The organism is Wolbachia endosymbiont (group B) of Sphaerophoria taeniata, from assembly GCF_947179355.1.
Taxonomy (GTDB): domain Bacteria; phylum Pseudomonadota; class Alphaproteobacteria; order Rickettsiales; family Anaplasmataceae; genus Wolbachia.
Window position 1 is genome coordinate 206,700 of record NZ_CAMXAW010000003.1, and the last position, 13,711, is coordinate 220,410.

The window sequence follows — 13,711 nt, forward strand, 5'->3', positions numbered from 1 at the left end:
ATTGCCTACCTTCTTGTTGCCTTTTTATCACCACCATGCCCAGTAAATTTACGAGTAGGTGAAAATTCACCGAATTTATGACCTATCATATTCTGATTATCAACACTAACAGGAATGTAATCTTTACCATTATAAACAGCAAATTTTAAACCCAAACAATTAGGAAGAATTACAGAAGCCCTGGAATGAATTTTTATCACCTTATTAATAGAACCCTCTTTTAAAGTTCTCTGAACTAATCTTAGTACAGATGGGTGTAAAAAAGGTGGTTTCCATACAGATCTACTCATAAATTAACCTTTCAATTTTTTTATATACTTATCACTAGATTTATTTTTTTTCCTAGTTTTCTTTCCTTTTGTTGCAACACCCCAAGGAGTAACAGGATGACGACCGCCAGAAGTTTTTCCCTCTCCACCTCCATGAGGATGGTCAACCGGATTCATTGCAACTCCACGTACAGTAGGTCTAATCCCAAGCCATCTACTTCTCCCAGCTTTACCCAACTTTCTATTCTTATGGTCAGGATTAGATACTACACCAATAGTAGCCTTGCAAGAAGATAAAATCAACCTAATTTGACCAGACCTGAGTCGTAATAAAACATATTGGCCATCACGACCAACGATTTGTGCATAACAACCAGCAGCTCTAGCAATCGCAGCACCATTACCTGGCTTCAGCTCAACATTATGAACGAAAGAACCAACAGGTATATGCTTGAGTAGTAAACAATTCCCTGGCAAAATATCAGCATCATCTCCAGCTGTCACAACATCACCAGGCTTCATACCTTGAGGAGCTAATATATAAGATTTAGTATCATCTTCCTTATATGATATTAATGCTAAAAACCCACTTCTATTTGGATCATACTCTATTTTCTCAACTATACCCTGATCACTTCTATTACGTTTGAAATCTATAACTCTATACTTCTTCTTGTGACCACCACCTCTATGACGAGTTGTAATTCTACCATGATTATTTCTTCCACCACTGGATTTTTTACCAAATACAAGAGACTTCTCCGGCTTATCTTTTGATAAACCAACTTTACTTATTAATACAGTCCCACGAGAAGACGGAGTAACAGGATTAAAAAATTTCATACCCATATTAAACGCTCATTATATCTAATTTTTGACCATCTATCAAAGAAAAATAAACCTTTTTTCTCTGTTTTTTACAACCAATCACACCCCTAAACCGTCTATATTTAGGTTTAACTCTAATAACATTTATAGAAGAAATTCTGACATTAAATAAAGACTCTATTGCCGATTTTATTTGACGCTTATTTACATTTACAAAAACATACAAAGAGTATTTATTAAACTTCTCTCTTAAAAGAGAAGCCTTTTCTGTGATTACAGGAGATTTTATTATATTATTATATTTAATCATAACAATCTACCTTCAAGATGCTTTAAAGTGTCTTTTGTTAACATCACGCATTCATGATTCAATATATCAAAAACATTTAACCCAATAGGTTTGATTAAATCTACATAATGCAAATTTTTAGCAGCACGTAACAAATCATCTCCATAATCACCAACTATTAAAAAAGAAGAAAATTTAAAATTTTTAATATATTCACACATTTTAGATGTTTTCTTCACATCAACATTTAAACTATCAAGAACAATAACTTGATTATTTAAATATTTTAGAGATAAAGCAATTTTCAAACCAAACTTACGTACTTTTTTATTAAGAGAATAAGCATGACTCCTAACAACAGGACCAAAAATAATTCCACCACCTCTAAACTGAGGAGATCGCAAGCTCCCCTGCCTCGCCCTACCGGTACGTTTTTGACCATACGGCTTAGCTGTTGTACCAGAAACATCACTGATACCCTTTGTTTTATGAGCACCAACTCTTCTCTTTGCTAATTGCCATCTCACTATATCATGCAAAATACTCAATTTTTGCTTGGCAGAAAATATCAAGGGATTAAGCTCAACACTACCTACATTATTATTAGATAGATCAACTAATTCACATTCCATAACTAACTCACCAAATTATTAGCATCATCACTCATATTCAACAGCAGACCTGCTGGAAAAGGAACATCTTTATGTAAAGGCTTTTTAACCGCATCTCTCACAAAAACATAAGAGTTTTTAAACCCAGGAACATTATTACCCTTTACAGCAATTATGCTATTTTCATAATCAATGGATAATATTTTCATATTCTGTACAGTTACTCTGCTATTACCTAAATGACCAGCCATTTTCTTCCCCTTGAATACTCTACCAGGATCTTGACATTGACCAGTAGAACCTTGTGATCTATGAGCAATAGAAACGCCATGAGATGCCCTAAGCCCACTGAAGTTATGCCGCTTCATCACACCAGCAAACCCTTTACCTAAAGAATAACCCGTAATGTCAAGATATTGACCAACTACAAAATGATTAACCCCCACCTTTTTACCACATTCTATTCCGAATAGATCAGTTAATCTACTTTCGTATAATTTACATTTACTATTTATACCCTTTTTCTTTAAATATTCCAACTGAGGTTTTGCTATTTTTTTTAAATCTCCTGTGCCTAAAATGACTGAATTGTAGCCACATTTATCTTGTCCTTTTATATCGATAATATAAGTTTCGCTTAGATGCAATAAGGTTACAGCCATGCGACTATTATCAAAATACATAGCAGTATGGCCAACATTCGTCATTAACAAACCAATTCTCCTAAGCGAATTTATTCTCTTCATTTCCTTTTCCTAAATATTAACTTCCTTAACCTTTAAATCCACTTCTACACCAGCAGAAAAAGATAAATCTGCAAGCATCTTCATCATAGTAGAAGTAGGATTATGTACAATAATTAACCGCTTAGAAATTCTCATTTCAAATTGCTCACGAGATTTTTTATCAACATGAGGAGACCTATTAACAGTAAATTTAGAATCTTTTCTTGGCAACGCAATCGGACCAGATAAATCTGCATTAAACTGCTTTAATTGATCAATAAACTCGCGAATACACTTTTCCAACAAAGAACAATCGAAAGCTTTGATTCTAATATATATATCTTGCTTCATCTTAGTTATTATACTCATTCTAAAATTTCCGAAACAACGCCAGAACCAACAGTTCTACCACCTTCTCTTATCGCAAAACGTAATCCTTTATCCATTGCTATTGGTACTTGCAACTCCACTTCTATACTTACATTGTCCCCTGGCATTACCATCTCCTTTCCATCTAGCAACTTTATGCTCCCAGTTACATCCGTTGTCCTTAAATAAAACTGTGGCTGATAATTTCCAAAAAATGGTGTATGCCTTCCTCCTTCTTCTTTCTTCAATATATACACCTCCGCATTAAATTTCTTATGCGGGGTTATTGTCCCTGGTTTTGCCAATACTTGCCCTCTCTCCACTTCTTCTCTCTTTGTTCCTCTTAGTAGTATTCCTACATTGAGTCCTGCACTTCCCTTATCTAGCAACTTCTTAAACATCTCAACACCAGTACATGTCGTCTTTTGCGTCGCTTTCAGACCTATTATCTCTATATCATCCCCTGTCTTTATCTCCCCCTTCTCTATTCTTCCTGTTACTACCGTCCCTCGGCCCGATATTGAAAATACATCTTCTATTGGCAACAAAAACGGCAAATCTACAGGCCTTGGAGGTACTGCCACATACTCATCTAACTTCTCCATCAATTTATCTATTGATTTCTTTCCATACTCACTACTATCATCCTCTAATGCTTTTAACGCAGACCCAACTATCACAGGCACTTCATCACCTGGAAATTTATACTTACTCAGCAACTCTCTCACTTCCATTTCCACCAAATCTATCATATCAGCATCAGCAACATCAGCTTTATTTATATATACCACGATATATCCAACACCCACCTGTTTTGCCAGCAATATATGCTCTCTCGTTTGTGGCATCGGCCCATCAACCCCCGACACTACCAATATCGCTGCATCCATCTGTGCTGCACCTACTATCATATTCTTTACATAATCAGCATGTCCAGGGCAATCAACGTGTGCATAGTGTCTCTTTTCTGTTTGATATTCAACATGCGCTGTTGCTATTGTTATACCTCTCTTTCTTTCTTCTGGCGCTTTATCTATTTGATCATATGCTACAAAATTACCATAATGCTTTGTTATCGCCGCTGTTAACGTTGTCTTCCCATGATCCACATGTCCTATCGTTCCCACGTTTACATGCGGCTTTCCAAATGCTTCTACTATCGCTGTCATAATTTTAACTCTTCTACCTAAAATACAAATACATCAATAAATAATATGTTGATTTTATATAAATACAACAAAAAAAGAGCGGATAGTGGGAATCGAACCCACGTCACTAGCTTGGAAGGCTAGAGCTCTACCATTGAGCTATACCCGCACAATGGAGGAGGTAGGATTCGAACCTACGTACGCAATGCGGACAGATTTACAGTCTGTTACCTTTAACCACTCGGTCACTCCTCCACAAAAATCTGTTAAGAGAACACTACCTTAACTTAAGTTTTATTATTCCTAATATTAAACATCCAAATCCAAAAGATCAAGTAATAAAAGCTAATCTAACTGATTTCAGTTAGATTTTACTTTTATATAACAAAATATTGTCAATAAAACGCCCAAATAAGTAATGTGAATCATGTGTACCTGGCGCTTCTTCTGGATGGTATTGAGTAGAAAAGACTGGGTAATCCTTCATCATTATCCCCTCTACACTATTATCAAATAGAGAAATATGAGTAACTTCAACGTTACTTGGAAGAGAAGCTGAATCAACAACAAAACCATGATTTTGGCTAGTTATCTCAACTTTTTTACTCTCCAGATCATAAACTGGATGATTACTCCCTCGATGACCAATATCCATCTTGACAGTCTTTGCTCCCAAAGTAACTGCAAGTAATTGATGGCCCAGGCATATTCCAAAAACTGGTATTTTAGATTTCACAATAATTTCTATTTCTGAAGTTACACTCTCTCCTATCTCTTGTGGATCACCAGGGCCATTTGAAAGCACTATACCATCTGGATTCATGCTTAATATTTTGTGAGCAAAACCTGTATCTGGTTTGACTAATTCAACCGTACAATCAAGTTCTACTAAGCGTGAGATTATACTATTTTTTATACCGAAATCAACAATTACAACCCTATATTTTGCATTAAGAACGCTTTGAAAGTTATTACTTAAACTGACTTTCTTAGTTATTTCTATTCCATTTACAGATTTGTATTTCTTCAATTCATCTAATATATGTGCCTCACTTGACGGACATATCATTCCATTTTGAGATCCATGTTTTCTCAAATATCTCGTCAAAGCTCTAGTATCAATTCCCGATATCCCAACTACATTATTTTTCTCCAACCAATCATTTAAACTAATATATGAAGAAGAGTGAGACATAGGAGAAAGTTCACGCATAACCACACCACTTGCAAAAATTTTCTCTCCTTCATTATCTTTATGATTTATTCCAACATTACCAATATGAGGAAAAGTGAACGCTATGATTTGATTAGCAAAAGAAGGATCGGTTATAGTATGTTGATACCCGGTCATACCAGTGATAAAACAAACTTCACCTATACATTTGCCCTTTTTACCTACCGATCTTCCCCAAAAGCACTTGCCATCTTGTAAAACTAAAGCTGCATCCTGCATTTAATTCTCTCAACTCATTTAAAATATTATATAAGAATTTTAAATTACAAGTAAGCAAATACTAAATTTCCCTTTAACTTTATATAAAATTCAAAATTATAAGTAGCTTTCTTTTTTTATTATTTAGCAAAATTATAGCAAACTTAACTTGTGTGAATAGGCAATAGTCATTACATTCATACTTCACGTTATGTAAATTCACATGGATAGAAAAACTTGTCTCATTACAGGAGCATCATCTGTCATTGGAGAAAGTCTAGCACGGTTGCTCATTAAAGATGGATGATTTGTGGTTGGCATTGCAAGGCGCACTGAAAAACTGGAAAAATTAAAAGAAGAATTAGGTAGTAATTTTTTACCTATAACATGTGATGTAAGCAAAAGTGAAAATATTAAAAACTCGTCTGATTTTTTAAAAAAGCAAAATATTATACCAAATCTCTTTTTTCTTAATGCAGGATGTGGCGAAATAGAAGATAAGTTTCATACCAACATTCATAGAAAAACATTTGAAACCAATTATTTTGGCGTTATCAACTGGATTGAAGAATGGATTCATCATAATTCCTTGGCAACTTTTGCGGTTATATCTTCTCTTGTTGCTATGCATGCAACACCACATGCTTCTGCATACTGTGTCAGCAAAGCAGCACTAAAAAGTTGTTTTCAATCACTAAAATCCAATATTCTAACAGTAGCACAAAGTTTATCACCATAATGCCAGGGCCAGTAAAAACAGATATGTTTAAGTCTAATAAACCACTTCCCTTCATATGGGAGCCAGAAAAAGCTGCAGCATATATTTTAAAAAGTATATTTAAAGGAAAGAAAGTTATAGCGTTTCCAATTTTCTGGCGGTTATTTTTTCATATTTTACAAATTCTTCCCACTAAAATGACTGCAAGAATCTTACGATAATCACCAAATCTACCATCTTGTAAAGCTAAAGCTCTTCAAAACTCAATCGCAAGCTTCTCCACACAAAAACATCTTGACTATCGCATGTTTCATATTATATGAATAAACTGTTAATCAAAGTGGAGGGTTGCAATGCCTAATAATACAGATCAGTCTAAAAAAATAAATGAGAAATGGTTATTTATAGGAGGTGCTTCACTGTTTCTTGTAATAATGCTACCATCAATTTTTCTCTTAGCAAAAATAGCTATGATGTTTGTTATAATCTCAACTACAGCAATAGCAATAAAAATTGCCTCAAAAGCAATATCAAACGTTTTAGAGGATAAAGAGAATCAATCAACACAAAATAAAATTATAAACCTAGCTATTGGAGCAGTGTCCATACTTGCAGGTGGGCTATCATTACTTATTACAGCAAAAGTTGGTTTCATCGCAATATGTTCAACTATAGCTATTTTAGCTCTGTATGAATATATTAAAGATGAAAAAATAGGTAAGGATATAAATGATAAATTCGATGAAATAGCTAATAATACAACTGAGTTTTGCGTCAACAGCATTGAAAAACTTATTCCATCACAAAGTTGTGAAGTGTAATCTTTTGTTTATAAATTTTTAGATGCATGGCTAACGTATAAACACTGAAATCAGCACTTCCTTTCTTGTTATCCTAGTAATGGCTTCCATCATCAAAAATGTTGTATTACTTTTATACTCGCAAATCTAACTGGATTCCAATGCTGGAATGACATTACCTTGAATGGAAATCGGTGCGTGATGTACATCTGTATAGAGATTAAATATGTCATTCAGTTTGTTATCATTCTAGTACTGCCATTCTATAGGTAACAGCTGTACCTGGAGCTCCTCTCTTGTCATTCCAGCACTGGAATCCAGAAAACTTAATTTCAAACCAGTACTTTCCCTCTTTTCATCCCAATTTCCAAAATGTTACTCCAGTACTGAAATCCAGCTTTTTTATAACTATCGAAAACACTGTATTACTTTACAAATTTAACTAGATATAATTACTGGCATGGCACGTTCGTAAAATTACGATAAAAAATTACTTGACAAACTCTAATAGTTTTGTTACCATGCACAGTGAAGGTGTTCTAGAGCTCGGAATCTATCTTCGTCTGCAGACTTTTCAATTCAACTAATCTATAATCTTCAGTTAAAATATATTTTAGCTATACTTCGGTCGTAGCTGTATACATTTTTCTCAATCTTTTTTATTAGTGGAGGACTATCATGTTTAAAACACTGAATTACGCATATCATTGACCTACATGTCTTTAAAGGACAGATGGTACCTATGTCCTTTTTATATAAATTATTGTGTTTTTATGTCTTTTTTAGCAATGTCATTTATTGTTTTACGCCCCAGTCTTTTTCAAATATTGCGAGCCCTTGATCAGTAAGTGGATGATTAATTAACTGTCTAAGTATTTTTGCTGGCACAGTAATTGAATGAGCACCGAGCCGTGCAGCTTCTATTACATGTGCTGGACTTCTTACTGATGCAACAAGAACTTTTGTCTTAAAATTATAATTAGAATATATAGTGCATATATCTTCTATTAGCGATAAGCCATCATAGCTTATATCATCAAGGCGACCAACAAAGGGAGAAATAAAACAAGCACCGGCCTTAGCGGCAAACAGTGCTTGTCCAGGAGAAAAACATAATGTGATATTAGCAGGTATTTTATGTTCTGTCCACAACTTTTTACAAGAAATTAATCCTTCATGTGTAAGGGGTAACTTTACTACGATATTACTAGCGATTTTCGCTAACTTAAGGCCTTCCTTAACCATATCTTCATGGCTATCTGCAACAACTTCAACACTAACAGGTCCTTTTATAATAGAACATATTTCGCTTACTAAATCTTCGTACTTATCTTTATGTCCAGATTTTGCTATTAAAGAAGGATTAGTTGTTATACCATCAATGAACTCTTTTAGCTCCTTAATTTCATTCAAATCAACACTATCAAGAAAAATTTCCATATTATTGTCCTATTAAAAACCTATTTTTACAAAATATTGTCATCTTTGAAAAGTATTAAATAAAATCGGATTTTTAACTCAACTCAATTTTCAGTCCGTTAGGAAAGAAAATATTGCACTGAGACACAGTATAGCGCTTTCCTTAATTGGTTGCATTTTATTAACAAAATTAGCATAACCAATTTCTGAAGTTTACTAGCTTTACGTTCAATAGAAATTCTTGCATAGCCTAAAACTTAGTGCTACTATTAGTATAGTAATACAAATAGGTAGTGAGGAACAATAAACAAAATGACTAAGTTCGAGTTTAACGCTCGCAATTAAATTCAACTAAAAAGGTTAATATAAAAGGAGTTAATCACTCCTAAAGTAAATATATTATCAGAACAATAGTAACAAGGGGTATACTATGTCAACAAATTTCCCGACATTGAAAAACATATTAGCAGAGCTGAAAAGAAAAAATAGCATTACTGTTTTAGAAGAACATTGTCAGGAAAAATGGGAGGTTTATGACTTGCTCATGGATTTAACAAATGATGAAAATTTTAAGCAAGCATATATAGATCTATCTTTCAACAAGAGCTTTAAAAAAAACTTTATAGAATTAGCAAATCAGGCAAAAAAAGCTGTAAGTAAGTATTTTAGAGACAAAGACATAGACCTTCGAGCTTTTTATGTAGAAACTAACAATTCTGATAAAGTGTTAAACATTAATCTTATTAATTACAATAGAAGTGAGCCAATAAGAATTAGTGATATCTTACAGCAAGAAAGGGATATTAGCACATTGAATATCTATTGCGATAAAAAGCATGACATATACGCTTACCGAAAAGGTAAGGAAAGACATTATGAATTTAAAGAGGGTGCATATTATGAAATGACAAGCACTTGGCCTGTGCAGGACAAGGATGGGAAAACTTTTACCTGTACTATGGTTATGAATGTAAGTAATTCTGGTATAACTAAAGTACTACAGTTTAATGGTAAAGATTTTGAATCGCCACCTGAGGAGTTTTGGGAATTAATAAGACAAAATGAGGAATTATATATTCAAGGCCTCTCTCTACATGATGCTGTAAAAGCATTATTGAAAAAGAACAAAAATGCTAACATTGCACCGGCTGTTAGTAATCTGCAAAATAACGAACATATCGTAATCAATCAAGACGAAAAGATGAAAGATCTTGAAAATGATGCTAAAAGCAATCCTATTCTTTCTTTCACTAGCAACAATGTATCAGAGGTTAATCCACAGCAGATTGCAACTCAGGCAATTGCAACTCAAACAGAAGTTAATTCACAACAACTAGATCAAAAGCTTACAAAAGCTGAGCAAGAAATTAGAGAATTAAATGAGCAGAGGAACAATTTACAGCATAGGCTCGAAGAGGCCAAGCAAGAATGGCTTTGTTGCATAGCACTGATAGGCATGTAAATCACAGTGAATTTACGCAGCTAATTTAAATTTAGCCATACCTATATCAGTAAATTTGTTCAATAAGTAGCGTATCCGTTCAGGAGAGTGGTTTAAGAAACAATAGATAAGAGGTTTTGGAAAGGATTGAGACCCCTTTGTTTCCATGTTAAGTATAACGAAATTATCCGTTCAAGGAATGCATTTCCCCGCTTTGATTGTGTAAAATACGAATTTTTGCGGTAAACGACATAATGCCGTATGGCTTTGTTGCATAGCACTGATAGGCATGTAAATCACAGTGAATTTACGCAGCTAATTTAAATTTAGCCATACCTATATCAGTAAATTTGTTCAATAAGTAGCACTTAATTAACAGCTCTTTTTCACGATTTACCTCTGATTTATTTTTCAAGCCAAACCCAAATATTTGCTTCAACCTATAGAAAAAGACTTCAATATAAGACCGTGCTCCATACTTAACTTTTTTCTTCCATTCATTAATACCATCTTCATAATTCTCATATGACCTAATTCTACTAATATACTTGTTTCTTTCTGATAAGTAGTCAGCTAAACAAATTTTAGTATCCTTCCTAGGGCGAATAATAGGCACAATATTGTATTTTCTGCATTCTTTATACACACTTTTTATATCATAAGCCGCATCTGCTCGAATAGAACAAATGTTATATTTATCACTGACTTCTTCTAACATATCGCAGACCGGCAAATAGTCTACAGCAACACCACTAGTGTAGTTCATGCTTATTGCTTTCTTATCATTTATGTTTAAAACAACATGTAATTTTCTTACTTGACCATAACCACTGTATTTCCTTTTTCGAATATTAAGCTTACTATGCCCACCGTTATTATTGTAGATACTAACTCTAGTGCTATCTACGGCAATTTCAACATTTTCCAGATCATCTTTATTGCTTCTATGGTCATCAATCTTCAAATTAAGCTTTTTAAATCTTCTGGAAGCTTGTGTATAGCTGATAATCTTAAGTTTTTTGCCTATTTGTACCATATAACCTTTTACAAAACCTACAGCTTGTCTCAAGCCAATTCTAAAAAGATGAACTATTATGTGTATTAAAATTACAACTTTATCACTATAAGTGTTATTGCCACCTGCAACTTTTGGACTATTTTCATACCAATTTTCTATGGCTTGATTAACAAAATGAAAAACATTTCCTCTTTTTTTGAGAAACTCGTTATATTCTCTTTGGTTACTTACTCTCATTTTTTGTGGCATAAGTTGTACTTGTTTGAAAAATGCCTATTTTACAACAAAATGCGTTAGTAGCCATATATTAAAAAGCTTTTCTTCTTACAATAACCTCAACCAACACTAGCTATGCAACAAAGCCATGCCGTATCTGCTGTTCAGCATGGTTGTTTGTCAGCGGAATGTTTTTTGGGTCATCTAAAAAATTCCACATCATTCTTTCAGATTTCAAAATATTTTTCGCAACTCGAGAGGCTCCAATTGCTTCAGGTAAGTAGGATATTTCCTTCAAGTAATACCTTGTACGTTTTCGCAACTTTCTGGCACGTCTGGCAAATCTAAAAACATCTATCTCATTTTTTAGCAAAGCCTTTTTTAGTGCAAATAATTCAGTAGCTACATTTCTTAAGTAACAGCCAAGAACTTTGACTTCAATATTCCAACTATGCGCTAATCTTTCAAAATCCCTTGCTAAGTGTGCCCAGCAGATTTGCCTTTTTTCATCAGCAAAGTAATTGTATACTGCGTACCTGTCGGTTACCACTAAGCTATTATGATTGCAGCATGCGTTATTTTTTAAAACTTTCATTCCTCTTGACTCTGTCAACTTCACAAAACTTGCCGTATTGCTTGCAAACATCCAACACCAAGCGAGTTTACCTTTGTTATAATGGCTCGTTTCATCAATATGTAGAACTTTACTCCTACTTATCTCTTGTTCGATCTGCTCATACATTTTTTTGCATTTTGAAGCAACTCTATGTTCACTATTTGATATGCTAACGACGCTTATGTTCAAATTGAAGATATCATTTACGACACTCGCTATTTCGCGTTTTGAATTTTTGTAGAATCCGCTGAACGCTGCAATTATTGACTTAACCCTTGGACCAAATGTATCTGACGTAACACCTTCTGGTAACTTACTGCTTCTTCTTTTTCCGCATCTCCGGCAACGACCATGCTCCATCTGATATTCCACTACATAAGGCCTAATTTCCGGAAGATCAACTTTTTGATGAATGTACGGTCCATTGCATATTGCAATCCCTCCTCCGCATTCACAAGTAGATGACAACTTTACTTTTATCACCTCATCTGCATCCATTTTGGCGCGAAAACTTCCTTTATGACCAACCTGACCACCAACGTTTCTGTCGCTCTTTGGCTTGTCCTTTTTTATTTTGTACAACTCTCTAGAGCTTGGTAGAGATGAATTTTTCGAGTTTAAACCAAGCCTTTCCTTTAATTCAGCGTTCTCTATCTTTAAAGCCTTGTTCTCTGCTTTTAAACTTTCATTCTCCCTTTCCAGCTTTTCTATTTTTGCTTCTAACTTTTCTATTTTTTGCTGTAAATTTTTGCAAAGCTCTAAAAGGTTTACCACATTACCTCACTTTTGCTCTATGATTATCTTTTTAGATCACCTTGTCTACCTTATTCTGCCACTCCGCTGAACGGATACTAAGTAGCACTTAATTAACAGCTCTTTTTCACGATTTACCTCTGATTTATTTTTCAAGCCAAACCCAAATATTTGCTTCAACCTATAGAAAAAGACTTCAATATAAGACCGTGCTCCATACTTAACTTTTTTCTTCCATTCATTAATACCATCTTCATAATTCTCATATGACCTAATTCTACTAATATACTTGTTTCTTTCTGATAAGTAGTCAGCTAAACAAATTTTAGTATCCTTCCTAGGGCGAATAATAGGCACAATATTGTATTTTCTGCATTCTTTATACACACTTTTTATATCATAAGCCGCATCTGCTCGAATAGAACAAATGTTATATTTATCACTGACTTCTTCTAACATATCGCAGACCGGCAAATAGTCTACAGCAACACCACTAGTGTAGTTCATGCTTATTGCTTTCTTATCATTTATGTTTAAAACAACATGTAATTTTCTTACTTGACCATAACCACTGTATTTCCTTTTTCGAATATTAAGCTTACTATGCCCACCGTTATTATTGTAGATACTAACTCTAGTGCTATCTACGGCAATTTCAACATTTTCCAGATCATCTTTATTGCTTCTATGGTCATCAATCTTCAAATTAAGCTTTTTAAATCTTCTGGAAGCTTGTGTATAGCTGATAATCTTAAGTTTTTTGCCTATTTGTACCATATAACCTTTTACAAAACCTACAGCTTGTCTCAAGCCAATTCTAAAAAGATGAACTATTATGTGTATTAAAATTACAACTTTATCACTATAAGTGTTATTGCCACCTGCAACTTTTGGACTATTTTCATACCAATTTTCTATGGCTTGATTAACAAAATGAAAAACATTTCCTCTTTTTTTGAGAAACTCGTTATATTCTCTTTGGTTACTTACTCTCATTTTTTGTGGCATAAGTTGTACTTGTTTGAAAAATGCCTATTTTACAACAAAATGCGTTAGTAG

Annotated in this window: 14 protein-coding genes, 2 tRNA genes and 3 pseudogenes; 4 read left to right on the forward strand and 15 right to left on the reverse strand. The window is 33.9% G+C overall.

Features of this window, described 5'->3' with window-relative positions; translation table 11 throughout:
• Positions 1-5: 5 nt before the first annotated feature.
• The 10 genes from rpsS to carA form a co-directional block, all read right to left on the reverse strand.
• Complete coding sequence (gene rpsS / locus ONG75_RS04905) at positions 6-290, reverse strand: 30S ribosomal protein S19 (RefSeq protein ID WP_017532489.1); 285 nt, start codon at positions 288-290, stop codon at positions 6-8.
• A gap of 3 nt (positions 291-293) precedes the next feature.
• Complete coding sequence (rplB, locus tag ONG75_RS04910) at positions 294-1,118, reverse strand: 50S ribosomal protein L2 (RefSeq protein WP_264375916.1); 825 nt, start codon at positions 1,116-1,118, stop codon at positions 294-296.
• A 1-nt stretch (position 1,119) separates the two neighbouring features.
• Positions 1,120-1,407, reverse strand: a complete 288-nt coding sequence (locus ONG75_RS04915) for a 50S ribosomal protein L23 (protein ID WP_015588346.1) — start codon at positions 1,405-1,407, stop codon at positions 1,120-1,122.
• Positions 1,404-2,018: a 50S ribosomal protein L4 gene (gene rplD / locus ONG75_RS04920; protein WP_006012216.1), complete on the reverse strand. Its 615-nt coding sequence runs from the start codon at positions 2,016-2,018 to the stop codon at positions 1,404-1,406. Before rplD ends, ONG75_RS04915 begins: the two co-directional genes overlap by 4 nt.
• Before the next feature lie 2 nt (positions 2,019-2,020).
• Positions 2,021-2,743 (reverse strand): 50S ribosomal protein L3, encoded by a 723-nt coding sequence (gene rplC, locus ONG75_RS04925; protein WP_029237662.1) that lies wholly within the window; start codon positions 2,741-2,743, stop codon positions 2,021-2,023.
• 9 nt (positions 2,744-2,752) lie between these two features.
• Positions 2,753-3,073 (reverse strand): 30S ribosomal protein S10, encoded by a 321-nt coding sequence (gene rpsJ / locus ONG75_RS04930; RefSeq protein WP_012482004.1) that lies wholly within the window; start codon positions 3,071-3,073, stop codon positions 2,753-2,755.
• A 14-nt stretch (positions 3,074-3,087) separates the two neighbouring features.
• Complete coding sequence (gene tuf / locus ONG75_RS04935; RefSeq protein WP_264375823.1) at positions 3,088-4,260, reverse strand: elongation factor Tu; 1,173 nt, start codon at positions 4,258-4,260, stop codon at positions 3,088-3,090.
• 77 nt (positions 4,261-4,337) lie between these two features.
• A tRNA-Gly gene (locus ONG75_RS04940) sits at positions 4,338-4,408 on the reverse strand.
• 4 nt (positions 4,409-4,412) lie between these two features.
• Positions 4,413-4,494 (reverse strand) — tRNA-Tyr (locus tag ONG75_RS04945).
• Positions 4,495-4,603: 109 nt separating this feature from the next.
• Positions 4,604-5,692, reverse strand: coding sequence for a glutamine-hydrolyzing carbamoyl-phosphate synthase small subunit (gene carA, locus ONG75_RS04950; RefSeq protein WP_264375917.1), 1,089 nt, complete (start codon positions 5,690-5,692; stop codon positions 4,604-4,606).
• A 289-nt stretch (positions 5,693-5,981) separates the two neighbouring features.
• On the opposite strand from carA, the gene ONG75_RS04955 reads away from it, so the two are divergent.
• The 3 genes from ONG75_RS04955 to ONG75_RS04965 all read left to right on the forward strand — a co-directional run bounded on the left by ONG75_RS04955 (position 5,982) and on the right by ONG75_RS04965 (position 7,210).
• On the forward strand, positions 5,982-6,410 hold the full coding sequence (locus tag ONG75_RS04955; protein ID WP_264375918.1) for an SDR family NAD(P)-dependent oxidoreductase: 429 nt from the start codon (positions 5,982-5,984) through the stop codon (positions 6,408-6,410).
• Positions 6,410-6,610 (forward strand): SDR family oxidoreductase, encoded by a 201-nt coding sequence (locus ONG75_RS04960; protein ID WP_264375919.1) that lies wholly within the window; start codon positions 6,410-6,412, stop codon positions 6,608-6,610. The genes ONG75_RS04955 and ONG75_RS04960 overlap by 1 nt, the downstream gene beginning before the upstream one ends.
• Positions 6,611-6,742: 132 nt before the next feature.
• Positions 6,743-7,210: a hypothetical protein gene (locus tag ONG75_RS04965; protein WP_007302528.1), complete on the forward strand. Its 468-nt coding sequence runs from the start codon at positions 6,743-6,745 to the stop codon at positions 7,208-7,210.
• 774 nt (positions 7,211-7,984) lie between these two features.
• Here the strand turns inward: ONG75_RS04965 and fsa are convergent.
• The gene (gene fsa, locus ONG75_RS04970) at positions 7,985-8,629 is read right to left on the reverse strand and encodes a fructose-6-phosphate aldolase (RefSeq protein WP_007302527.1); all 645 of its coding nucleotides are present in this window, start codon (positions 8,627-8,629) and stop codon (positions 7,985-7,987) included.
• Between the two features lie 409 nt (positions 8,630-9,038).
• Here fsa and ONG75_RS04975 point away from each other — a divergent pair.
• Positions 9,039-10,037, forward strand: a pseudogene (locus ONG75_RS04975) (hypothetical protein); the annotation flags it as partial.
• A 125-nt stretch (positions 10,038-10,162) separates the two neighbouring features.
• On the opposite strand, the pseudogene ONG75_RS04980 reads toward ONG75_RS04975, so the two are convergent.
• The 4 genes and pseudogenes from ONG75_RS04980 to ONG75_RS04995 form a co-directional block, all read right to left on the reverse strand.
• Positions 10,163-10,318, reverse strand: a pseudogene (locus tag ONG75_RS04980) (IS66 family transposase); the annotation flags it as partial.
• Positions 10,319-10,356: 38 nt separating this feature from the next.
• Positions 10,357-11,316: an IS5 family transposase gene (locus tag ONG75_RS04985; protein WP_264375556.1), complete on the reverse strand. Its 960-nt coding sequence runs from the start codon at positions 11,314-11,316 to the stop codon at positions 10,357-10,359.
• Positions 11,317-11,431: 115 nt separating this feature from the next.
• Positions 11,432-12,673 (reverse strand): annotated as a pseudogene (gene tnpC, locus ONG75_RS04990) (IS66 family transposase); the annotation flags it as partial.
• Positions 12,674-12,718: 45 nt separating this feature from the next.
• A complete protein-coding gene (locus ONG75_RS04995; RefSeq protein WP_264375921.1) occupies positions 12,719-13,660 on the reverse strand; it encodes an IS5 family transposase in 942 nt (313 codons plus the stop codon).
• Between the last annotated feature and the right edge of the window lie 51 nt (positions 13,661-13,711).